General features: G+C 66.2%; 20 protein-coding genes and 1 pseudogene. 12 read left to right on the top strand and 9 right to left on the bottom strand.

Translation table 11 applies throughout. From position 1 onward, the window contains the following. The first annotated feature begins 95 nt into the window (after positions 1 to 95). Positions 96 to 506: a general secretion pathway protein GspC gene (locus tag BBJ41_RS09885; RefSeq protein WP_069746352.1), complete on the top strand. Its 411-nt coding sequence runs from the start codon at positions 96 to 98 to the stop codon at positions 504 to 506. 31 nt (positions 507 to 537) lie between these two features. On the opposite strand, the pseudogene gspF reads toward BBJ41_RS09885, so the two are convergent. From gspF to gspD, 3 genes and pseudogenes are all read right to left on the bottom strand, one after another. Next, positions 538 to 1,754, bottom strand: a pseudogene (gene gspF / locus BBJ41_RS09890) (type II secretion system inner membrane protein GspF). A gap of 4 nt (positions 1,755 to 1,758) precedes the next feature. Next, positions 1,759 to 3,258, bottom strand: a complete 1,500-nt coding sequence (gspE, locus tag BBJ41_RS09895) for a type II secretion system ATPase GspE (RefSeq protein ID WP_069746353.1) — start codon at positions 3,256 to 3,258, stop codon at positions 1,759 to 1,761. After that, a complete protein-coding gene (gene gspD, locus BBJ41_RS09900; RefSeq protein ID WP_069746354.1) occupies positions 3,255 to 5,585 on the bottom strand; it encodes a type II secretion system secretin GspD in 2,331 nt (776 codons plus the stop codon). The genes gspE and gspD overlap by 4 nt, the downstream gene beginning before the upstream one ends. Before the next feature lie 366 nt (positions 5,586 to 5,951). On the opposite strand from gspD, the gene BBJ41_RS09905 reads away from it, so the two are divergent. Next, positions 5,952 to 6,401 carry a lytic transglycosylase domain-containing protein gene (locus BBJ41_RS09905; RefSeq protein WP_069746355.1) on the top strand — a complete coding sequence of 150 codons (450 nt, stop codon included), beginning with the start codon at positions 5,952 to 5,954 and terminating at the stop codon, positions 6,399 to 6,401. A gap of 147 nt (positions 6,402 to 6,548) precedes the next feature. Further along, entirely contained in the window at positions 6,549 to 7,862 is a 1,314-nt protein-coding gene (locus tag BBJ41_RS09910; RefSeq protein WP_269462879.1) for a GTP-binding protein, read from the top strand. Positions 7,863 to 7,991: 129 nt separating this feature from the next. Here BBJ41_RS09910 and BBJ41_RS09915 read toward each other — a convergent pair whose 3' ends face one another. Further along, entirely contained in the window at positions 7,992 to 8,270 is a 279-nt protein-coding gene (locus BBJ41_RS09915; RefSeq protein WP_006401505.1) for an HU family DNA-binding protein, read from the bottom strand. A 388-nt stretch (positions 8,271 to 8,658) separates the two neighbouring features. On the opposite strand from BBJ41_RS09915, the gene mnmC reads away from it, so the two are divergent. From mnmC to BBJ41_RS09950, 7 genes are all read left to right on the top strand, one after another. Continuing rightward, entirely contained in the window at positions 8,659 to 10,623 is a 1,965-nt protein-coding gene (gene mnmC, locus BBJ41_RS09920) for a bifunctional tRNA (5-methylaminomethyl-2-thiouridine)(34)-methyltransferase MnmC2/FAD-dependent 5-carboxymethylaminomethyl-2-thiouridine(34) oxidoreductase MnmC1 (RefSeq protein ID WP_069746357.1), read from the top strand. A gap of 673 nt (positions 10,624 to 11,296) precedes the next feature. Then, complete coding sequence (locus tag BBJ41_RS09925) at positions 11,297 to 12,511, top strand: cation:proton antiporter (RefSeq protein ID WP_069746358.1); 1,215 nt, start codon at positions 11,297 to 11,299, stop codon at positions 12,509 to 12,511. A gap of 14 nt (positions 12,512 to 12,525) precedes the next feature. Beyond that, complete coding sequence (locus BBJ41_RS09930; RefSeq protein ID WP_006490006.1) at positions 12,526 to 13,641, top strand: YbdK family carboxylate-amine ligase; 1,116 nt, start codon at positions 12,526 to 12,528, stop codon at positions 13,639 to 13,641. A 507-nt stretch (positions 13,642 to 14,148) separates the two neighbouring features. Beyond that, positions 14,149 to 14,787 carry a MarR family winged helix-turn-helix transcriptional regulator gene (locus BBJ41_RS09935; RefSeq protein WP_069746359.1) on the top strand — a complete coding sequence of 213 codons (639 nt, stop codon included), beginning with the start codon at positions 14,149 to 14,151 and terminating at the stop codon, positions 14,785 to 14,787. A gap of 28 nt (positions 14,788 to 14,815) precedes the next feature. Then, positions 14,816 to 15,526, top strand: coding sequence for a glutamine amidotransferase (locus BBJ41_RS09940; RefSeq protein WP_069747655.1), 711 nt, complete (start codon positions 14,816 to 14,818; stop codon positions 15,524 to 15,526). Positions 15,527 to 15,739: 213 nt separating this feature from the next. Then, positions 15,740 to 16,852 (top strand): NADH:flavin oxidoreductase/NADH oxidase, encoded by a 1,113-nt coding sequence (locus BBJ41_RS09945; protein WP_069746360.1) that lies wholly within the window; start codon positions 15,740 to 15,742, stop codon positions 16,850 to 16,852. Positions 16,853 to 17,032: 180 nt separating this feature from the next. Beyond that, on the top strand, positions 17,033 to 17,563 hold the full coding sequence (locus tag BBJ41_RS09950; protein WP_069746361.1) for an SET domain-containing protein: 531 nt from the start codon (positions 17,033 to 17,035) through the stop codon (positions 17,561 to 17,563). 122 nt (positions 17,564 to 17,685) lie between these two features. Here BBJ41_RS09950 and BBJ41_RS09955 read toward each other — a convergent pair whose 3' ends face one another. Both BBJ41_RS09955 and BBJ41_RS09960 read right to left on the bottom strand, forming a co-directional pair. Beyond that, positions 17,686 to 19,170, bottom strand: coding sequence for a sensor histidine kinase (locus tag BBJ41_RS09955; RefSeq protein ID WP_069746362.1), 1,485 nt, complete (start codon positions 19,168 to 19,170; stop codon positions 17,686 to 17,688). 118 nt (positions 19,171 to 19,288) lie between these two features. Next, the gene (locus BBJ41_RS09960; RefSeq protein WP_006401494.1) at positions 19,289 to 19,981 is read right to left on the bottom strand and encodes a response regulator; all 693 of its coding nucleotides are present in this window, start codon (positions 19,979 to 19,981) and stop codon (positions 19,289 to 19,291) included. 122 nt (positions 19,982 to 20,103) lie between these two features. Between BBJ41_RS09960 and BBJ41_RS09965 the strand changes: the two genes are divergently transcribed. After that, positions 20,104 to 20,334: a DUF3717 domain-containing protein gene (locus BBJ41_RS09965; protein ID WP_069746363.1), complete on the top strand. Its 231-nt coding sequence runs from the start codon at positions 20,104 to 20,106 to the stop codon at positions 20,332 to 20,334. 92 nt (positions 20,335 to 20,426) lie between these two features. On the opposite strand, the gene BBJ41_RS09970 is transcribed toward BBJ41_RS09965, so the two are convergent. Then, positions 20,427 to 20,735 carry a 4a-hydroxytetrahydrobiopterin dehydratase gene (locus BBJ41_RS09970; RefSeq protein ID WP_069746364.1) on the bottom strand — a complete coding sequence of 103 codons (309 nt, stop codon included), beginning with the start codon at positions 20,733 to 20,735 and terminating at the stop codon, positions 20,427 to 20,429. A 132-nt stretch (positions 20,736 to 20,867) separates the two neighbouring features. After that, positions 20,868 to 21,761, bottom strand: coding sequence for a phenylalanine 4-monooxygenase (phhA, locus tag BBJ41_RS09975; RefSeq protein WP_069747656.1), 894 nt, complete (start codon positions 21,759 to 21,761; stop codon positions 20,868 to 20,870). 139 nt (positions 21,762 to 21,900) lie between these two features. On the opposite strand from phhA, the gene BBJ41_RS09980 reads away from it, so the two are divergent. After that, positions 21,901 to 22,386, top strand: a complete 486-nt coding sequence (locus BBJ41_RS09980) for an Lrp/AsnC family transcriptional regulator (RefSeq protein WP_006408082.1) — start codon at positions 21,901 to 21,903, stop codon at positions 22,384 to 22,386. 85 nt (positions 22,387 to 22,471) lie between these two features. Here the strand turns inward: BBJ41_RS09980 and BBJ41_RS09985 are convergent, their stop codons facing one another. Continuing rightward, on the bottom strand, positions 22,472 to 23,005 hold the full coding sequence (locus tag BBJ41_RS09985) for a class IV adenylate cyclase (protein WP_069746365.1): 534 nt from the start codon (positions 23,003 to 23,005) through the stop codon (positions 22,472 to 22,474). Positions 23,006 to 23,023 lie beyond the last annotated feature (18 nt).

The raw sequence follows: 23,023 nt of genomic DNA on the forward strand, positions 1-23,023 counted from the left end.
CCGAACCCGCGGGCGCGGAGCACGCATTGTAAGGCGCGCATCGCCGAGGGCTTTCACCCAACGCAAATTTCATATACATCCGTACAATAGCGCGCATGAACGCGCTCTCGATCCGGATCCTTTCCCTAGCCCTCTTCGCGGGTTTGTGCGCGACGGCCACCTACTGGGTCGTCACGCTGTCGGCCCGCGAAGCGCCGCTGCCCGCCGCCGCCGCGCGGCCGCCGATCCGCACCGAGGACGCCGCGGCGCTCTTCGGCGGTCAGCTCGACAAGAATCCCGTGCAGGACATCCACCTGTTCGGCATCCTCTCGCTCGATCGCGGTGCCGCAGCAATCGTCGGCATCGGCGGCGAACCGCCGCGCGCCGTGTCGCTCGGCGCGGACGTCACGCCCGGCGCGAAGCTCGCCGAAGTCCGCCCCCGCTCGATCATCGTCGACCGCAACGGCGCCCGCGCCGAAATCCAGCTCCCGGCGAACACGCCGCCCCCCGCGATCTACATGCGTTGAACGCTGGCGGCCTCGCCAACCGGTCAGGCCGTCACTGCACCATGTTGTTCAGCTCGATGATCGGCAGCATCACGGCCAGCACGATCACGAGCACGATGCCGCCCATCGCCAGGATCAGCAGCGGCTCCAGCAGGCTCGTCAGGAACATCGTGCGCCGCTCGAGCTCGCGCGCCTCGCCTTCGGCCGCGCGGTCGAGCATCGTCGTCACGTCGCCGGTCGCTTCGCCCGAACGGATCAGGTGCACGAGCACCGGCGGAAACGTCTTCACGTTGTTCAGCGCGCGCGACAGCGCCGAGCCTTCGCGCACGCGCACGATCGCGTCGTCGATGTTCGCGCGCATCGCGCGGTTCGACAGCGTCTCGCCGGCTGCCTGCAACGCGCGCAGGATCGGCACGCCGGCCGCGGTGAGGATGCCGAGCGTGCTCGCGAAACGCACCGTGTTGTAGCCGCGCACGAGCTTGCCGGCGAGCGGCGCGGTGAGCAGCCACCGGTCGAACGCGAGACGCGGGCCGGCGCGCGACAGCGTCGCCTTCACGAACCACACGATCAGCGCAACCGCGATCAGGATCGCCCACCACCAGTGCCGCACGAAATCGGACAGCGCCATCATCACGATCGTGAGGAGCGGCAACTGCTGCTTGGTGCTCGCGAACACGTTGACGACCTGCGGCACGACGTAGCTCAGCAGGAACGTGACGATGCCGAATGCGATCAGCGTGACGATCCCGGGTACGTGAAGGCGAGCAGGATCTTCTGCTTCAGCGCGTTGCTCTGTTCGATGTAGTCGGCCAGACGCGACAGCACGAGGCCCAGCTTGCCGGTGTGTTCGCCCGCCGCGACGAGCGCGCGGTAGATCTCCGGAAAATCGCGCGGATGCTGGCCCAGCGCATTCGCGAGCGAATGGCCGCCGAGCACCTCGGCGCGGATCGCGGCCATCAGTTCGCGAATGTAGTCGCGCTCGGACTGCTCGGTCAGCACGCCGAGCGCTTCGTCGAGCGGCAGCCCGGCGATCAGCAGGCTCGCGAGCTGGCGCGTGAGGATCGCCTGTTCACGCTGCGACAGCTTGCGGCCGAGCGAGAGCCGCTGCGAACGCGCGCCGCGCGTCGCGCTGGCAGCCGGCTCGACGACGAGCGGCGTGAGCCCTTGCGTGCGCAACTGGCCGCGTGCGGCACGCGCGCTGTCGGCATCGATGACGCCTTTCTGCGCGCGTCCCGCCGAATCGATCGCTTCGAAACGAAATGCCGGCATCGCGCTATGCGCCTCCCGTCACGCGCAGCACTTCCTCGAGCGACGTCGCACCGGACGCGAGCCAGCGTTCGGCGTCGTCGCGCAGCGTGCGCATCCCTTCCGCGCGGCCGGCGGCCAGAATTTCAGCGTCGGCCGCGTTGCGGTGGATCAGCGAGCGGATCGAATCGTCGACCAGCAACAGTTCGTATACGCCACGCCGGCCCGCGTAGCCCGAATGCCCGCACTTGTCGCAGCCGACCGGGTGCCACACGGTGCGGCCTTCCTCCTGCCGCTCTTCCTTGCAGGCGGGGCAGAGCTGGCGCACCAGGCGCTGCGCGAGCACGCCGAGCAGCGACGACGCGAGCAGATAGGGCTCGACGCCCATATCGGTCAGACGCGTGACGGCCGAGGCCGCATCGTTCGTGTGCAGCGTCGCGAGCACGAGGTGGCCCGTCAGCGATGCCTGCACCGCGATCTGCGCGGTTTCGAGGTCGCGGATTTCGCCGATCATGATCACGTCCGGATCCTGGCGCAGGATCGAGCGCAGCGCGCGGGCGAAGGTCATCCCGATCCGCTCGTTCACCTGCGTCTGGCCGATGCCGCCGAGATCGTATTCGATCGGGTCCTCGACGGTCATGATGTTGGTCGTCGCGGTTTCGAGGCGCGACATCGACGCGTACAGCGTCGTCGTCTTGCCCGAGCCCGTCGGGCCCGTGACGAGCACGATGCCGTGCGGGCGCGCGATCAGCTTGTCGAACTGGACGAGCGTGTCGCGCCCCATCCCGAGCGCTTCGAGGTTCAGGCGCTGCGCATCCTTTTCCAGCAGACGCAGCACCGCGCGCTCGCCGTGCCCGGTCGGCAGCGTCGACACCCGCACGTCGACCGGCCGGCCGCCGACGCGCAGCGTGATGCGGCCGTCCTGCGGCAGGCGTTTCTCCGCGATGTCGAGCTGCGCCATGATCTTGATCCGCGAGATCAGTGCGCCGTGCAGCGCCTTCTTCGGACGCACGACGTCGCGCAGCGTGCCGTCGACGCGAAAGCGCACGACCGACGAATTCTCGAACGGCTCGATGTGGATGTCCGACGCCTGTTCGCGTGCCGCTTGCGTGAGCAGTGCGTTGATCATCCGGATGATCGGCGCGTCGTCTTCCGATTCGAGCAGATCCTCGACTTCCGGGATGTCCTGCATCAGGCGCGACAGGTCGACTTCGCCTTCGACCTCGCCGACCACCTGCGCGGCGCTGCCGTCATGACGCGCGTACGCCTGGTTGATCGCCTGCGCGAGCTCGTCGGCCGGCACGCGATGTACGGAAATCGAGCCGAAGTTGCGCGCGATCTCGGCGAGCGCGGCGTCGCTCGTGCGTTCGCTGATCCACACCTCGAGCGTGTCGTCGAGCTGGTGCGCGATCAGCACCTGGCCGCTCTTCGCGAAGCCGTACGGCAACAGGCGCGCGGCGATCGGCGACGGCGGCTGCCGTTCGCCCGGCGCGCCGTCGTGGGCGGAAGACGCGAGCACGTCGCTCACTGCGAGGCTCCCGGCGTGGCGGTCAGCGGCTGTTGCGGCACCGCCTGCTGCGGCACGCTCTGCGGCTGCGCGGGCGTCGTCTCCGGCAGCGGCTGGGCCGGGACGGGCACGACCTGGCGCTGCACCTGCTGGCGGCGCATCTTGTCGAGGTCGAACAGGTTGCCGGCCGGCGTGCCGCCCTGGCTCGGGCCGAGCGGCATCGGCGGGACGACCGGATCGTCCTTGTCGCGGATCACGTTGTTATCCGACTTGTATGCGCCCGTCACGCCCTGGATGTAGTCGTAGCGGTTGGCCGTGACTGCCTGCGCGGTACTGCGATCGGAAATGATCACGGGGCGCAGGAACACCATCAGGTTGGTTTTCTGGCGCTGCTTCGATTCCGAACGGAACAACTGGCCGATCCACGGGATGTCGCCGAGCAGCGGCACCTTGCTGTTCGACACCTGGTAGTTGTCCTGCATCAAACCGCCGAGCACGATGATCTCGCCGTTGTCCGCCAGGATCGTCGACTGGATCGAGCGCTTCGTGAAGGTCGGGCCGGTCTGCGCGCTCGTGGTACCGCTGACGACCGCCGAATCTTCCGTGTAGAGCTGCAGCTTCAGAATCCCGCCGTCGGTGATCTGCGGCTTCACGTGCAGCGTCAGGCCGACGTCGCGACGGTCGTAGGTATTGAACGCATTGCTCGTCGTGCCGCTCGTCAGGTTCGAATACGAACCGGTCGCGATCGGCACGTTCTGGCCGACGACGATCTTCGCTTCCTCGTTGTCGAGCGTGATCAGGTTCGGCGTCGACAGCACGTTCGCATCGCTCACGCCAGCGAAATACTGCAGCAGCGCACCGAGCCCCTGTACGCCGAACATGTTGTGCAGCCAGCCGATGTTGAGGCCCTGGTTCAGCCCCGCGATGTTGGCCGCCAGCCCAGCGGTGGCAGCCGTGCCACCGGTCGTCAGGTTGATGATGCTGTTGCCCGCCACGCTGCCGGCCGTGGCCGCCAGGTTCGTACCGCCGAGAAACTGGCCGCTCGCCACCTGCCACTGGATGCCGAGGTTGCCCTGCGTCGTCGAATTCAGCTCGACGATTAGCGCTTCGATATAGACCTGCGCACGCCGCGCGTCGAGCTGGTCGATCACCGAGCGCAGGTTCCGGTAAACCGGATCGGACGCGGTGATGATCAGCGAGTTGGTCGCCGCATCGGCCTGGATCATCCCGCCCGGCTGGTTGTCGTCGCCCTTGTCCTTGTCGCCGCCGAGCAGGCCGGCGGTGCCGAGGCCGCCGCTGCCGGACGTGCCGCCGTACCCCCCCGACGAGGACGACGAACCGCCGAGGCCGCCCGACGGCAGCGGCGGGGTGCCGGACGAGCCGGTCGAGAAGTTGCCGCTCGACGACGAGCCGCCATTCTGGTTGAAGCTGTTCGCATCGTTGGACGACGCCGACGAGCCGCTGTCGTTGCCGCCCTTGCCGAGCATCCCGCGCAGCGTCTTCGCGAGCTTCACCGCATCGGCATTGCGCAACGGCACGACGTGCATGTTGCCGGGCACCGCGCTCGGCGCGTCGAGTTGCTGCGCGAGGCGCTTCGCGGCGGCGAGGCGCGCGCCGTTCGACGCGCGCAGCAGCAGCGAGTTGGTGCGCGGATCGGCCGTGACCGACACCTTCAGCGTCGCGTCGCTGTTGCCGATCGAGCCCGGGTCGAGCATCTTCTGCATCTGCGCGGCGAGGTCGATCGCGTTGGCGTTGCGCAGCGCTATGACCTGCACCTGCGCACCCGCGGCGCTGTCGACACCCGCGATGATCTGCGCGATGCGACGCACGTTGTCCGCGTAGTCGGTCACGACGAGCGTGTTGTTCGCCGGGTAGGCCGTGACCGTGTTGTTCGGCGAGATCAGCGGCCGCAGCACGGGCAGCAGGTTGTTCGCCGATTCATTGTGCAGCTCGAACACCTGCGTGATCACCTGGTCGCCGCGCGCCTGCGGCGCATTGCCGACATAGGTCGGCACGCCCTGCAGCTTCGCGTCGGCCTCGGGCACGACCTTCAGCACGCCGTGATCCTGGACGAGCGCGAAGCCCTGCATGCGCAACGCCGATTGCAGCGTCTTCAGCGCCTGGTCTTCCGGCACCGGGCGTTCGGCAACGAGGTTCAGCTGCCCCTTCACACGAGGGTCGACGATGATGGTCTTGCCCGTCGCGGCGCCGATCGCCTTCGCGACCTGATCGATATCCGCATTGACGAAGTTGAGCGTGACCTGAGCGTAGGCTGCCTGCGAGACGATGATGCCGGCGACGATCAACGTCGTGGCAACTCGCCGCATAACGAAGCGATTTCTTGTCATGGATGAATGGGTCGATGCCGGCTCAGGCCACTTCCGGCGGTAGTGCTGGGATCCAAGTCCGAAAAAGGCGACATTAGCAGTTTTTCATGTCCGAAATATCACATTGATCCGAGGACTGTCTCACATACGACATGTATCCGGCGAGCCGTATGCAATATGTAAGATACTGTGTCGCTTCGACGTGTCGGCCATCGCCCCCGTATCGCGATGAATCGACACGAAAATGCGGTATACCCGGGCTGCCGTATTTCCGCATGTCGCAATCTGACGGACTGTCGGTATGATACGGGCGACGCGTTTCCCGTCGTATTAATAACAGGCACGGGTTTTCCCGACCTTCGCGTAATTCCTTTTCGTTTCAGCACCATGAAAAGACGATTCGCTTCGATCGCGTTGATCGCCGCTGGCGCTTGGTTCGCCAGCGCAAACGCACGCGCGGATTGTTTCAACGAAGCGGCTAAATACCAGCAGGTCAATCCGCTGATCCTGCGCGCGATCGCGTGGCAGGAGTCGCGCAATCGGCCCGAGGCGCTGAACAAGAATACGAACGGCTCGATCGACTACGGTCTGATGCAGATCAATTCGATCCATCTGTCGACGCTGTCGCGCTACGGGATCGGCCGCGACACGCTGATGGAACCGTGCAAGAACGTCTATATCGCCGCGTGGCATCTCAAACAGAAGATGAACCGCTACGGCAATACCTGGCAGGCCGTCGGCGCCTACCATTCCGAAACGCCGTCGCTGCGCGACAAGTACGCACGACAGATCGCCGCCATCCTGACGCAGTGGAAGCTGCTGCCGCCCGCACCATGACACCGCGCCGGGCCGCGGCCTGACGCCATGCCGGCCGGCCGGCGCGCGTTTGATGCACAATGCGGGCTCACGCCGCAATTTCGCCCGCCCGCGGGCCGATCGCGCCCCGGAAGGGGGGCCGCGGCCGCTTTTTCATCTTTTCCGTTGGTGCATACCGCAATGAACCAGCCGTTGCCCGTCACCGTGCTGTCCGGCTTCCTCGGCGCCGGCAAGACCACGCTGCTCAACCACATCCTCGCGAACCGCGCGGGCCTGAAAGTCGCCGTGATCGTCAACGATCTCGCGGCGGTCAACATCGACGCATCGCTCGTGCGTGATGCGCAGTCGCTGTCGCACGTCGAGGAACGCCTCGTCGAAATGTCGAACGGCTGCATCTGCTGCACGCTGCGCGACGACCTGCTCATTGAGATCCGCAACCTCGCATCCGAAGGCCGCTTCGACGCGATCGTGATCGAATCGACCGGTATCGCGGAGCCGATGCCGATCGCCGAAACCTTCACGTTCGTCGACGACGACGGCGCGTCGCTGTCGAAAGTCGCGCGGCTCGACACGCTCGTCACCGTGGTCGACGCGTACAACTTCCTGCGCGACTACGGCTCCGACGACGCACTCGCGACGCGCGGCATCGCCGCGTCGGAAGACGACGACCGCACGCTCGTCGAGCTGCTGATCGAGCAGATCGAATTCTGCGACGTGCTGGTGATCAACAAGGCCGACCTCGTCAGCACCGACGAACTCGCGCGCCTGCAGCACATCCTCGCGCGGCTCAATCCGCGCGCGCACCAGGTCGTGTCGACGTTCGGCGCCGTGCCGCTCGGCGAAGTGCTCGACACCGGCCGCTTCGATTTCGACGAAGCCGCGAATGCGCCGGGCTGGCTCGCATCGCTCGATCACGATCACACGCATTGCGACGATCCCGACTGCCACGATCAGCATCATGCGCACGTGCACGGCGAAGCCGACGAATTCGGGATCGGCAATTTTGTTTACCGCGCGCGCCGGCCGTTTCACCCGGCGCGACTCTGGGCGCTGCTGCATCAGGAATGGCCCGGCGTGCTGCGCAGCAAGGGCTTCTTCTGGCTCGCGACGCGCAACGACATCGCGGGTTCGCTGTCGCAGGCGGGCGGTGTGTGCCGGCATGGCCCCGCCGGTCTCTGGTGGGCCGCGCAGGATCGCGCGGAATGGCCGGACGACGACGAGCTGCTCGGAGAAATCCGCGCGGAATGGCAGGGCGATCTCGACGATCGCGCGGTCGGCGATCGCCGGCAGGAACTCGTGCTGATCGGCATCGCGATCGACGCCGATGCATGGCGCGCGAAACTCGACGCGTGCCTGCTGACCGATGCGGAATTCGCACTCGGCGCGGCGGGATGGAGCGCGTTCGACGATCCGTTCCCGGCGTGGGATATCGATTCGCACGACGACGACGATCACGGCGACACGCAGATCGTGCATGCGTAACGACTCGGTAACGGCTTGTAAAAACAACCGTTAAATCTTGCAAGGGCAGCGCGGACTGTGGCGAAAATGCCGCGCGCGCCCAACAAAAAACCCGCCGAAAGGCGGGTTTTTCTTGGAACAGGCGCTGGTTTAACGCTTGTTGACGGCGTCCTTGAACGCCTTGCCAGCCGTGAACTTGACCGTCTTGGCTGCCGGGATCTTGATGGTTTCGCCGGTCTTCGGGTTGCGGCCCGTACGTGCTGCGCGCTTGCCCGAACCGAAGCTGCCGAAGCCGATCAGCTGAACCGCATCACCCTTCGACACGGCCTTCTTGATGACTTCGAGCAGCGTGTCCAGCGTTTCGCCGGTTTGAGCCTTGCTGGCGCCCGTTTGGGCGGCGACGGCGTCGATCAGTTCCTGTTTGTTCATTAAGGTTCCTTTATCAGGTTAGGTTGACACGAACAGCGCGAACGCGCCGATTATACGTGCGCGAACCGTGCCGTCGAGAGTCAGACTCCGACGGCACAGCGCCGAATCCTGGCCCGCGCGACGCGCCCTCCGGCTTGCCGGCGGCCACCCCGCGGTACGGCGTTGCTATGATAGCGCAGCGCAAACCCAATAACGACAAGGGTTTCAAAGATTTTCATCGGTATTTCGCCGAATGAATCGTCGATTGCCCGTTTTTTGACCTGCGCCAACCGGACAGGGTACGCAGCGCGGTCCGCCCATGCGCCGCCCCGTTGGATTTTTCCAACGGCCGACCGGGCACCCCCGCGCAATCCCTTGCCAGGCTTGGCTGCCACGTTTTTTGTTTCGCATGCCCGACCGACTTGTTCCCGCCATGCTCGCGCTTCGCGACGACGGCTCGCTCGCGTCGCCCGAGTTCGGCGACCTCCATCGCGACGCGTCAGTCACGCTCGCGCATCATGTTTTCGTCGCCGGTAACCAGTTGCCGACACGCTGGCAGGGCCGCCGCACGTTCACGATCGTCGCGACGCAATTCGGCGCGGGCAGCAGCTTCCTCGCGACCTGGGCCGCGTGGCGCGACGATCCCGCGCGCTGCGAGCGGCTGCATTTCGTCGCCGTCGAACCGCATCCGTTCTCGCGCGAAGACCTCCGTCTCGCGGCATCCCAATTAGTTGCGAACACAACCATATCGGCAGACGTCGATGCGCTTGCCGACGCGTGGCCGATGCTCGTGCCGGGCCTGCACCGGCTTGAATTCGACGAGGGGCGCGTGGTGCTCACCCTCGCATTCGGCGATGCAGTCGACATCTTGACGAAGCTCGTCGCGCGCGCCGATGCGTTCTGTCTCGATGGCATCGATTCATCGCAGGACGAAGATTCACGATCGGTCGACATGATCCGCGCAGTTGCGAAAATCGCTGGCGAAGGTGCGACGTTCGCGGCGCATTCGCGCTCCGACATCGTGAAGCATGCACTCGGCGAAGCAGGCTTCACGTATCGCGAGGTCGACGATTGCGCGGGTACGGGCGCGATGCTCGTCGGCGAATATGCGCCGCGCTGGCGCACGCGCCGGCACGAGCCGCCGCGTGCGCTGCCGGTTGCGACGCGCCGCGCGATCGTGATCGGCGCGGGCCTGGCCGGCTGCGCGGTCGTCGAACGCCTGGCCGCGCGCGGCTGGGACGTCACGCTGATCGAACGGCACGAACGAATCGCGAGCGAAGCGTCGGGTAATCCGGCCGGTGTATTCCACCCGTTGATGACGCGCGACGACAACGTCGCGAGCCGGCTCACGCGCAGCGGCTTCCTGCACGCGATCTCACGCTGGCGCGCACTCGAACGCGCAGGACACGCGTTCGCGCGCAGCACGCACGGCATGATCCATCTCGCCGAATCGGCCGACGACTTCGCGCGGATGCGCGACGCGTTCGATGCGTTCGGCGCGCCGTCCGACTATGCGTCGCTGCTCGATGTCGATGCCGCGCGCGCACATCTGAACCTGACGGTCGCACACGGCGGCCTGCTGTTCCCGCACGGCGGCGCCGTCTGGCCGGCCGGGCTTTGCGCAGCGCAATGCGCGGCGGCCGGCGAGCGCGTGCGATTGCTCGCATCCGCGGGCGTCGCGCGGCTCGAGCGGCGGGGCGATACATGGCATGCACTCGACGATGCGGGCGGCACGCTGGCCGACGCGCCCGTCGTCGTGCTCGCGAACGCGGGCGACGCCGCGCGTCTCGCGGGGCTGCAGCATGTCGCGCTGCAACCGGTGCGCGGCCAACTCACGCTGCTGCCGCCCGGCAGTGCGGCGCCGCTGCCGTGCCCGGCGATCGGCGACGGCTACGCGGTGCCGCTCGATGACGGCACGCTGCTGATCGGCGCAACGTTCGAGCCCGACGACGTCGATCCCGCGATGCGGCTGGCCGGCCACCTCGAAAACCTCGACCGCGTGCGGCGTCTGCTGCCGGGCCTGATCGGCGATCTGCCGGATCTCGATACGCTGCGCGGCCGCGTGGCGTTCCGCTGGGTCGTCGCCGACCGTCTGCCGCTGATCGGTCCGCTCGCCGACGAAGCCCAGGCCATCGCGAACGCGCGTGCGCTGAGCGGTGCAAAGGCACGCGACCTGCCGCGCACGCCTGGCCTCTACGGCGCATTCGGCTTTGGCTCGCGCGGCCTCGTGTGGGCCGCACTCGGCGCCGAACTGATCGCCTCGCAACTCGAAGGCGAGCCGTGGCCGCTCGAACGCGAGCTCGCCGACGCCGTCGACCCGGCACGCTTCCTGATCCGCGCATTGCGCGCCCGCCGCATCGGTCCGACCCGCTGACCAGTTGCGCGAACTGTGCACAGTTTCCCGACTTTCCTGCGCAAGGTTATCCACCCGATGCTGTGGATAACCGCGCGAAATCCACACGCACTTCGTGTGTAATCACAGTGGACGTAAACTGGGCAACTCCGCACAGCTGTGAAAGGGCCCAAAAGTTGCTCAACTCAAACTTCTGTGCACGAACAGCCTGTGCAACGGGTTATGGATTCCGCAACACATTGATCCATCAGCGTAAACCGAAGTTATCCACAGAACTGTGCGCGCCTTGTTAACTTCTACTACGTATATATACAAGTAAACCTTTGAAACCAAAGACCTGCGGTGCCACACAGGGCCGCGAGTCGATTCAATCGGTTCCAGAGCGAAAAAGCTGTGGCACAATCGGTTTCCTTCGCGTTCGTTCGGCCAGGCGCCGGACATGCTTCAATGGAACGGTCGGCACGATTTCGAATCTGAATCTTCGAGACTGCGCAGTCCGTTCACACACCAGGCCGACAATCCAGATCGGCAACCTGTACGACTTTCCGCCGGATGGCGGAACAGGCGGACCCCATGTCCCGCCGTCGTCGACCACAACAATCACATTCGGGGCGATACCCAGCCGGCGCGCATCTCATTCCTGACGCTTGACCCCGCGTCGCTGGCGGTTGCTTCCAAAGGAGAAGTCACCACGATGAAGTCGGCGTTCTCATTCCTGCCCAACTGGCCGCTCGCGCCGGATGCCGTGTTCTGGGCCGGGCTCGCGTTGTTTGCGGCCGGCCTGTGTGGCGAGCTGTGCTATCGCGCGTGGCGCCTGCCGCGCATCACCGGTTATGCGGTGATCGGCCTGATCGCCGGTTCGTTCGGATTCGGCGTGATCGACTCGAGCACCGACGAAACCTCGCGGCTACTGATGAACGTCGCGCTCGGCCTGCTGCTGTTCGAGCTCGGCAGTCGTCTCGACCTGCGCTGGATCCGGCGCAATCCGTGGCTCATCGCATCGAGCCTCGCGGAAGCCACGCTGACGTTCGTGCTCGTGCTGTTCGTGATGCTCGCGCTCGGCGTATCGGGGATGGTCGCGCTCGTGCTGTCGGCGATCGCGATCGCGACGTCGCCGTCGATGGTGATCCAGCTCAAGACCGAACTGCGCGCGGAAGGGCAGGTGTCGCAGCGGCTCATCACGCTCACCGCGCTCAACAGCGTGTACGCGATCGTGCTGACCAAGCTCGTGACGAGCTGGCTGCACCAGGAAGCGTACGGCAACGTTTTCGCGACGATCCTGCAGCCGCTCTATCTGATCGCGGGTTCGTTCATCGTCGCGTACCTCGTCGCGCGTTCGTGCAATTTCCTGTTCCGTCACATGACCTCGACGATGCGCGACGAGCATTCGTTCGTCGCACTGTTCGGGCTCGTGATGCTCGCGATTGCCGTCGCCCAGGCGCTGAAGCTGTCGACGCTGCTCACGCTGCTGCTCGCCGGCATCATCGTGAAGAACCTCGAAGCGCGTCCGCAGCTGTGGCCCGAGCATTTCGGCACGGCCGGCTGGCTGCTGACGGTGGTCCTGTTCGTGTTGACGCTCACGTCGTTTACGTGGGGCGACATCGCGCTCGGCGGGCTGCTCGCGATCGTGCTGATCGTCACGCGGCTCGTCGCGAAGCTGGCCGGCGTCGCCGCGTTCGCGAAACCGAGCGGCATCGGGATGAAGCAAGGCATCGCGCTCGGCATCGCGCTCACGCCGATGTCCGCGCTGTCGTACCTGCTCGTCGACGACACCTACCAGCTCTATCCGAATTTCGACCCGCACCTGCGCGCGATCGTGATGTGCTCGATCGTGGTCCTGCAGCTCGTCAGCCCGTTCATCGTCTACCGATGCCTGTCGGCGGTCGGCGAACGCAGCGACAGCAACTGATTCCGGAACCTGCCATGGCACTCGAAACCTTCGTCAATTCCGAACCGTTCACGTTCGGCGTCGAACTGGAGATCCAGGTCGTCAACACGCACAACTACGACCTCACCAAGGCGGCATCCGACCTGATGCGCCTGATCCAGGGCGAGACCTTCCCGGGCAACATCACGCCCGAAATCACCGAAAGCATGATCGAGCTGTCGACCGGCATCTGCCATTCGCACGAGCAGGCGGTCAGCGAGCTGCATGCGATCCGCGACGTGCTCGTGAAGGCGGCCGACCAGCTCAACGTCGGGCTCGCCGGCGGCGGCACGCACGCGTTCCAGCAATGGAGCGACCGGCAGATCTACGACGCGCCGCGCTTCCAGTACATCTCCGAGCTGTACGGTTATCTGGCCAAACAGTTCACCGTGTTCGGCCAGCACGTCCACATCGGCTGTCCCGATCCCGACAGCGCGCTGTTCCTGCTGCACTCGATGTCGCGCTTCATTCCGCACTTCATCGCGCTGTCCGCGTCGTCGCCGTTCGTGCAGAACGTCGACACGGGCTTCCATTCGGCACGCCTGAATTCGGTGTTCGCGTTCCCGCTGTCGGGCCGCGCGCCGTTCGTGCTGACCTGGGACAGCTTCGAGGAGTACTTCACGAAGATGGTGAACACGGGTGTCGTCAACTCGATGAAGGATTTCTACTGGGACATCCGCCCGAAGCCGGGCTACGGGACGATCGAGGTGCGGGTGATGGACACGCCGCTGTCGGTCGACCGCGCGGCGGCGATCGCCTGCTACATCCAGACGCTCGCGCGCTACCTGCTGACCGACCGGCCGCTGAAGCTGTCGGAGGACGACTACCTCGTCTACACGTTCAACCGTTTCGAAGCGTGCCGCTTCGGGCTCGAGGGCACCTGCGTGAATCCTCAGACGGGTGAACGCCGCACGATCGCGGAAGACATCCTCGATACGCTCGACCGGATCGCGCCGCATGCGGCCGCGCTCGGTTCGCGCGCGGCGCTCGACGAGATCGGCGCGCTCGCCAAGGCGCGCGTGAATGACGCATCGTGGTTGAGAACCGTTTTCAAACAGGAAAAATCGCTGAACGAGACGGTTCGCCAGCAGTGCTTACGCTGGCGCGAATGAAAATATGTTTTGCAGATTGCGGGGTCGACCGCATCGCGATTCACTGAACGGCGCGCGGCCCGGTTTCAGGCCGAAATCGTTGCCCGTCGTCCTGAAAATCTGTGGATAACCCGATATTCTGCTGCAAAGTCAATGATCTGCAGACGGGATAACCCGGTGGATCATTGCCGTCGCCCCGATGGCCGATTCGAACAGGAAAATGTTTGCGCGCCCCGTTCCGCGGGCGCGCGGCATTGCAGGCACAACGAAAAATTTCAGTTATCCAGCGATTTTCCACAGAATGCAGGGGATAACTTAGCTGTGCGATTTTCCGCTCTCGCTTAGAATGTCGGCTTTGCGGACACCGGAACGACGCGTGTCTCACCGGTCGCCGCGAACGCGACCGCCGCGTGTGCCTCGCGACGGCCGTGCTGACGCACTCGCAAGAGCGCGTCTGTTTTGAGATAGACATTCGATCTCCACACTACGGCCGCTCGGTAATCCGGGCGGCGGCAAAGCGAAAAGACTATGAGCGAAGGCGTTTACGGGAACCAGGCTTCGGGACGTGTCACCCACAGCCTGCTGCGGTTGAGTACGGCCATGCGAAGCGAGGCATGGGATTGGGCGGAAGGCGCAGGCCTGACGCCGACGCAGGGCGAGATTCTCGTGCTGCTGCTGCAGCGCAAGGGCCCGATGCGGCTCGGCGAGATCGCGCGCGAGACGCAGCTCACCGCGGCGACCACGAGCGACGCGGTCAGCACGCTCGAGACGAAGGGGCTCGTCGAGAAGCGCCGTGCGCTGGACGACGGCCGTGCACTGGCCGTGCGCCTGTCGGCCCGTGGCCGGACGGCCGCGAAGAAGGCGCTGCAATGGCCGGAATTCCTGACGAAAGCGGTCGGCAAGCTCGGCGCGGACGAGCAGGGCGCACTGTATCGCGCGCTGCTGAAGACGCTGCGCGAGCTGCAGGTGGCCGGCGCGACGCCGCCGCAGCGCATGTGCGTGACCTGCGCCCACTTCCAGCCGGGCAAGCTGTCGAAGAAGACCGTGCATCATTGCGCGGCGCTCGACATCTCGATGTCCGACAGCGACCTGCGCCTCGACTGCTCGGTGCAGGAGGAAGCCGACGCGGCGACGCAGAAGAAGACCTGGAAGATTTTCGCCGGCTGACGTCCGTCGATCGACCGGGAGGCCGATGATGAACGCTGAAGTCGTGGCGATCCGCCACGTGCATTTCGAGGATCTCGGGAGCTTCGAGCAGGTGCTCGGCGAACGCGGCCGGCGAGTGCGCTACGTCGACGTCGGGTCGTCGCGGGTCGAGGTGCTCGACGTGCTCGAACCGTCGCTGTTCGTCGTGCTCGGCGGGCCGATCAGCGTGTACGACGATGCGCAGTATCCGACGATCGCGCCGCTCGCGGCGCTCGTGCGCCAGCGCATCGATGCGGGGCTGCCGATCCTCGGCATTTGCCTCGGCTCGCAGTTCATCGCCCGTGCGCTCGGTGCGCGCGTCTATCCGGCTGCACAGCACGAACTCGGCTGGACGCCGCTGACGCTCACCGATGCCGGCCGCGCGTCGCCGTTGCGCCATCTCGATGGCGCGGCGACGTCGATGCTGCACTGGCATGGCGATACGTTCGACCTGCCGGGCGGCGCGATCCATCTCGCGTCGACGCCGGCCTGCCGCCACCAGGCATTCGCATGGGGGCAGCACGTGCTGGCGCTGCAATGTCATCCGGAAATCCGCACCGACCGCTTCGAACCGTGGCTGATCGCGAACGCCGGCGAAATCGCGTCGACGCCCGGCGTCGATGCGCGCCAGTTGCGTGCCGATACCGCGCAGCACGGCCCCGCGCTCGAGACGGCCGCGCGACGCATGTTCGCGGAGTGGCTCGACAGCGTCGGGCTCTGACCCTGCGGGCGGCGCCGTTCGCCGCGAACATCCTGCCCGGCCTGCATCCGTTGCAGGCCGGCGCATCGCTGCATGCCGCGCATCCGCCGCATCGCCGGCAACCGGCTGCCGGTCCGACCTGACCATCCGTTTACTGCCGGTCGCGCCAACTGCACGCTTCGGGCCTGCGTGCTACGCTCATCCGCTCTTTCCCTTTCCTGGCGAGCGGCTTCCATGACAGCGCTGTTTTCTCCGTTCACGCTGCGCGGCGTGACCCTTCCGAACCGGATCGTGATTTCCCCGATGTGCCAGTATTCGGCCGAACGCGGCGAGGCGACCGACTGGCACATGATTCACCTCGGCCATCTCGCGCTGTCCGGCGCGGGCCTGCTCTGCATCGAGGCGACGGCCGTGGAACCCGACGGGCGCATCACGCATGGCGACCTCGGCCTCTGGGACGACGTGACCGAAGCCGCGCTGAAGCCCGTGCTGGCCGCGATCCGCAAGCATTCGCCGATCCGCATCGCGATGCAGTTGTCGCATGCGGGACGCAAGGCATCGAGCGAGGTGCCGTGGCACGGCGGGCAGCTCGTGTCCGTCGCCGACGGCGGCTGGCTGCCGCATGCGCCGTCGGCCGTGCCGCACAAGGAGGGCGAAACGCCGCCGCTCGCGCTCGATGCGGCCGGCCTGAACCGGATTCGCGAAGCGTTCGCGGCGGCCGCGAAGCGTGCCGCGCGGCTCGGCATCGACGCGATCGAAGTGCATGCGGCGCACGGCTACCTGCTGCACCAGTTCCTGTCGCCGCTCGCGAACCGGCGCACCGACGAATACGGCGGCTCGCGCGAGAACCGGATGCGCTTTCCGCTCGAGATCTTCGAGATCGTGCGCGCGGCGTTTCCGGAGGATCGGCCGGTCGGCGTGCGCGTATCGGCGACCGATTGGGTCGAGGGCGGCTGGGAGCTCGACGACACGATCGCGTTCGCGCACGAACTGAAGCGCCGCGGCTGCGACTGGATCGACGTGTCCTCCGGCGGCGTGTCGCCGCTGCAGAAGATTCCGCTGTCGCCGGGTTACCAGGTGCCGTTCGCGCAGGCCGTGAAGCGTGCGGTCGGCATGCCGACGTTCGCGGTCGGCCTCATCGACGAACCCGCGCATGCGAACCGTCTCATCGAGGCCGGCGACGCCGATTTCGTCGCGATGGCGCGCGCGATGCTGTACGACCCGCGCTGGCCGTGGCACGCGGCCGCCGAGCTCGGCGCGCAGGTGACGGCGCCGCCGCAGTACTGGCGCTCGCAGCCGCGCGAGCACAAGGCGTTGTTCGGCGACATCGCATTCGGCCAGCGTTGAGCATCAAGCGCGCAATATTGCGCGCGATGTTGAACGAAGCAATCTCGAACGTGTAGGATGCGGGTGATTCGCCGCATGACCCGACGCGGCACCAACCGGTGCCGCGTTTTCGTTTGGCGCGACGCCAGGCCGTGATCGCGGCCGTCTTCCATTCAAGTCGTCTTCACAAGGATTCGTTCGATGAGTTCACGCAGGATCGCGGTGCGCCGCTCGGGAGTACACGGCAAAGGCGTGTTCGCGGTGGAGCAGATCAAGGCCGGCGAGCGCGTAGTGGAATACAAGGGCGAACGCATTTCGTGGAAGGAAGCGCTGCGCCGCCATCCGCACGACCCGAGCGAGCCGAACCATACGTTCTACTTCGCACTGGACGAAGGCGGCGTGATCGACGGCAAGATCGACGGCAACAGCGCGCGCTGGATCAACCATTCGTGCGCGCCGAATTGCGAAGCCGAGGAAGTCAAAGGCCGCGTGTACATTCACGCGCTGCGCGACATCGGGCCGGAAGAGGAGCTGTTCTACGACTACGGCCTCGTGATCGACGCGAAGCTGACGAAGAAGCTCAAGCGTGAATACGCATGCCATTGCGGCGCGGCGTCGTGCCGCGGCACGCTGCTCGCGACGTCGGACGACGGCGACAAGAAGAAAAAGAAGAAGGACAAGAAGGACGGCAAGCCCGAGTCCAGGGCGAAGGACAAGAAAAGCAGGAAGTAACGCAGGCGGCGGCGCATCGTGCGCCGCCGCTGCCGTTTCAGCGGACGGCCGCCGGGTTGGGCGGCCGTTCTTCGTGCTGCTTCATCCGGCGGGCTGGCCAAGGCTTGCCCGCCGTGAACCGCTCAGTGCGTCGACGCGGCCGCCGGTGTTTCGCTGGCCGGCTTCTCCGTGCGCCCGACGAGCGGCACCCTCACCACGAAGCGCGAGCCGCCTTCCGACGCATCCTCGTACGACACGGTGCCGCCATGCATCGCGATGATGTCGTGCACGATCGCGAGGCCGAGCCCCGCGCCGGTCTCGACGCCGTTGCCGCTCTGCGCGTCGCCGCGGAAGAAGCGCTTGAACAGGTCGGCCTGCTGGTTCGCGGGGACGCCCGGGCCGTTGTCCTCGACGACGATCTCCGCGGCCGGCTGGCCGTCGTCGAGCGCGCCGCGCGCAACGTTCACCGTGATCCGCGCGCCGTTCGGCCGCGCGAGCGGCACGTATTTCAGCGCATTGTCGAGCAGGTTGGCGATCACCTCGCGCAGCAGCACGGGGTTGCCGCGCACGGTCAGCTTCTCGTCGTCGCCGGGTTCGTCACTGCGCTGGAAGCCGAGGTCGACGTGCGACGCGAGTGCGCGCGGGACCCATTCGGCGCCGGTCTCGAACGCCATCGCCGCAAGGTCGACGTCGACGAAGCGCGCAGCCTGTTCGCCCGGTTCCGCCCGGGCGAGCGACAGCAGCTGGTTCGACAGCCGCACCGCACGGTCGGCGGCCGCGCGCAGCTCGCGCACCGCGGTGAAAGTCTGATGCGGGTCGCGCGCGACGGCCGCCTGCTCGGCATGCAGCTTCACGGCCGTGAGCGGCGTGCGCAGCTGGTGCGCGGCATCGGCGATGAACTTGCGCTGCGCATCGAGCGCGGTCTTCAGGCGGCCGAGCAGTGCGTTCATCGCGCTCGTGAGCGGCCGGATCTCCAGCGGCACGTCGGTTTCGTCGACCGGTTCCAGCGATGTGTGGGTCTGCCGGTTGAGCGAATCGGCGAGATGCGTGAGCGGGCCGAGCTGCTGGTTCACGACGCGCCACACGATGCCCCAGCCCGCGAGCAGCAGCAGCAGTAACGGCATCATGATCGCGACGAGGAATTCGGCCGCGATCCGGTAGCGGTGGCGCACCGGCTGCGCGACTTCGACGACCATCGGCTTGCCGCCCTCGACATCGTCGACGCGCACCTGCGCGACCCGCACCGCGCGGTTGTCGTACTCGGCTTCGAACACGTACGCGTGATGCATGCGGCGCACGTTGATGCCCTGCAGCGGCAGCTTCGGATCGCCGGCGAGTTCCTGCTCGCCGTCGCTGATCCGGTAGATCAGCGCTTCGGCGGGATCGGAGAACATCGCCTGCGCGAGCGGCGGCACGGTGAACGGCGCGTCGGGGCCGGCGATCTGGATCTGTTTCGAGATGGCGGTCGCGAGATCGGCGAGCGAGCGGTCGATCACGTGCTGCGTGTATTGCCACGCGAGCCAGTAGGCAATCAGGCCGCTCATCAGCGCGAGCATCGACAGCGGGGCGGCGAGGCGCCTGAGCAGCGAGCGGCGCAGGCTGGTGGTCACAGCCGGATCAGGTGACATTTCGACGGGCAAATGGATAAGCGCCGCTCACGGGGAGCGGCGCGGTCGTGCGCCGGGCGACGACGCGGGGCAGGGCGCAGGCGCTGGCGGCACGCGGCCGGCCGGCGCATGGCGCCGCTCAGACGCTCGCCGTCTGGCGGATTTCCTGCAGCAGGTAGCCGAAGCCGCGCACCGTGACGATTTCGACACGGCACTGCTCGAGTTTCTTGCGCACGCGGTGCACATAGACTTCGATCGCGGTGTCGCCGAGATCGCCGCCGAAGTGCGTGAGGTGATCCTGCAACTGGGCCTTGCTGACGACACGACCGTGACGCAGCAGCAGCATCTCGAGCACCGCGAATTCGCGCGGCGACAGTTCGAGCGGCTTGTCGTCGTTGAAGATGCGGCGGTCGACGCCCGACAGGCGGACGCCGCCGAGCGACACTTCCGGACGCGGCATGTCGCTGTGCGGGCCGCTGCGGCGCATCACCGCGCGGATGCGCGCTTCGAGCTCGGCCGGCTCGAACGGCTTGAGCATGTAATCGTCGGCGCCCGAGTTCAGGCCCTGGATCCGGTCGTTCAGCTCGTCACGCGCGGTCAGCACGATGACGGGCGTGTGGCGGTTGGTCTGGCGGAAGCGCGTGAGCAGCGTCATCCCGTCGATGCCCGGCAGGCCGAGGTCGAGGATCACGAGTTCGTGGCGGTTTTGTGCCAGCGCCTGTTCGGCAAAAATGCCGTCATGCACCATGTCGACGGTGAAGCCAGCCTGCTCGAGGCTGCTCTGGATACCGCGTGCGATGGGGCGGTCGTCTTCGATCAGAAGGAGTCGCATGAAGTTCGCTCAAGTACAATGGGTTGGCGGTTCAGGCACGCGGACAGCACGAAGCCGTTTCCACAGGGGCGCCGCATCGCGTGACATCAAGCATGACGGCCAGCGAACGATTACATCCAAACATGTCCGATATTTCGATCCACGACCTTGAAGCCGCGATCAATTTCTGGCGCGCCCGCTCGCCGTCGAGCGGCGACGAACTCAAACTCTGCGAAGAGGCCAACGCGCTCTCCAAGCCGTATGCGCTGCTGATTGTACAGCGCGAAAGCGCGCTGCAACTGGAAGGTTTGGACCCCAAGGCGCGGAAAGCGTACGAGACTTACGTGCGCCTTAAGGATGGCTTGGAAAGCTGAAGGCTTTCGCTGACTACATCCTAGAAAACGTTCATCGAAATGAAAAGTTGACGCGCCGCGCACCGAAAGATGCGCGGCGGTAGAGGAAGGGCTCAGGCAGCCGGTTTCGCGTGCGCGCCGGCCCGGTCGATGAACTGCGCCAGTTCGATGTCGCGTTCGGTGAGGCCGTCGGCGTCGTGGGTCGACAGCGTGATGTCGACGCGGTTGTACACGTTGAACCATTCCGGATGGTGGTCCATCTCCTGCGCCTTGATCGCGACGCGCGTCATGAAGCCGAAGGCTTCGTTGAAATCGGCGAAGCGCAGGCTGCGCTGGATCGCGTCGCGGCCCGGCATGGCCGTCCAGAGCGGCAGGCCTTCGAGCCGGGTCTTGCGTTCTTCTGATGTGAGCTTGTGGATCATGTTGCACCTCGTTCGGTAACGGCGCCCGCGCACGGCAGAGGCCGCGCGGCGAAGCCGGCACCGGTCATTGTTTCATAGTTGCGGGACGGGCATCCGGGGACGGCCATGCGGCGACGGGCGCCGCGCATGCCTTCACGCGTCGGCGTCGTCGGGCCAGCCTTCGCCGGTGCCGCGATGCAGCACGCGGTCGGTATCGAGCACCGCGCCGGCCGCGAATTCGGGCAACGCCGCCAGCCGGTCGGCCAGCGCGCGGCCGTCGACATCGGCGAGCGCGAACAGCTGCGCGAAATCGTCGATCACGAAGTAGGTTTTCTGGAACGTGTCGATCCGGTATTTCGTGCGCATCACGCGCTCGAGGTCGAAGCCGAGCCGGTTCGGCGCCGCACTTTCGAGGCTGTACAGGCTTTCGCCCTTGCTCGACACGATCCCCGCGCCGTAGATCGACAGCCCGTGCGTGCCGCGCGGGTCGCGGATCAGCCCGAATTCGACCGTATACCAGTAGAGCCGCGCGAGGCGGGCAAGCGCCGCTTCGTCATCGGCGACCGCAAGCGCGGTGCGGCCGTACGCCTGCATGTAGTCGGCGAACACCGGGTCGATCAACAGCGGCACATGGCCGAACAGGTCGTGGAAGCAGTCGGGTTCCTGCAGGTAGTCGAGCTGGTCGGGGCGGCGCATCCACCAGGTGACCGGAAAGCGCCGGTTCGCGAGGTGCTCGAAGAACACGCGGTCGGGCACGAGGCCCGGCACCGCGACGATCTCCCAGCCCGTCGCGGGCTTCAACTGGCGATTCACGTCGGCGAACGACGGCACGCGATCGGCCGGCAGCTCGATCTTCCCGAGACCGGCGACGAACGCGTCGCATGCGCGAGCGCGCAGCAGCGCCGACTGGCGCGCATAGAGCTGCTTCCACACCGCATGGTCGACCTGGCCGTAATGCGCCAGCGGCTGGTCGATGGTGAAATCTGCGCGGGTTTCGAGGCCCGCGTCGAACTGCTCCTGCAGTTTCGCGGTGACGACAGTGGACATGATCAGGCTCTGCACGCTGTGGTTGGGAACCATGCAAGTGTAGAGCGGTGTGCGCGCGGAATGGGCGCATAGTTGGCGTTGATTTGCTTGTTGATGCGATAATCGTGCATAAAATCACGAATCAATGCGGAGCATACTCATGCTGGAACTCGATCACTTCGATCTCGCGCTGCTGGACGTGCTGCAGCGCTTCGGTCGCGCGACGCATCAGCAGCTTGGCGAGGAGGTGCCGCTGTCGCCGTCGCAGATCGGCCGGCGGCTGCAGCGGCTCGAGGCGGCGGGCGTGATCGAAGGCTACCGCGTGATGCTGCGCCCCGAAAAGCTCGGGCTCGGCGTCACCGCGTTCACGAGCCTGAAGCTCAAGCACCACGGCGATTCGATCATCGAGCAGTTCCAGCAGCAGATCGACGTGCTGCCCGAAGTGCTCGAATGCCACGCGGTGGTGGGCGACGCCGACTACCTGCTGCGGATCGTCGCGCCGGACCTGAACGCGCTGTCGCAGTTCGTGATGAAGAAGCTGATGCGCGTGCCGGGCGTCGACAGCGTGCGCTCGAACATCGTGCTGACGACCTTCAAGCGCAACGGCGCGCTGCCGCTCGCGCACCTGGCGCCCGGCGCCGCGTGACGCGGCGGCCGGGCCGGTGCAAGCCCGTTATCGGCGGGCACAGGCTCTCGGCGGCGCGCACCGCAACGCCGCCGGCGGGGCCGGATCAGGCCGCTTCGGGCTGCGAGTCGGCGTTCAGCAGGTCGACGTATGCGACCGCGACGAGATCGTCCTGCGATACGCCGAGCTTCGTGAACACGTCGTGCGCTTCGGCTTCGCCGCCGGCTTCGTCGTCGTCCGGGCCGAGCACGACTTCCAGTTCGATGAAATCGCCGAGACCGTCGACGCGGTCGAGGTGGATGCGCGTGCGGCCCGCGAGATACACGTGCCGTTCCTTCGTCACGATCCCGCGCGTGGTCAGTGCGGTCGCGAGCAGCGCATGCATCGCGTCGGGATTCGTCACGGGGCTGCGCGTGTAGTACGACGCCTTCGGGCCGTCGCGGTCGTCGCGCTGGTAGAAGATCAGTTCGGCGGGCGTGCCGTCTTCGAAGCGGCGCAGCTTCAGCCTGCCGCGCGGCACGTCATAGAAGAAATCCTGCTGGCGATAGAACAGCGGTGCTTCGGTCGCGAGCGTAGCGGCCTGTTCGCGCAGCCGGTCGAATTCGCGGGCGCGGGCTTTGATCTCGATGTTGCGGGCCATGCGGATCTCCTTCAATCA

Source organism: Burkholderia stabilis (assembly GCF_001742165.1).
GTDB lineage: Bacteria > Pseudomonadota > Gammaproteobacteria > Burkholderiales > Burkholderiaceae > Burkholderia > Burkholderia stabilis.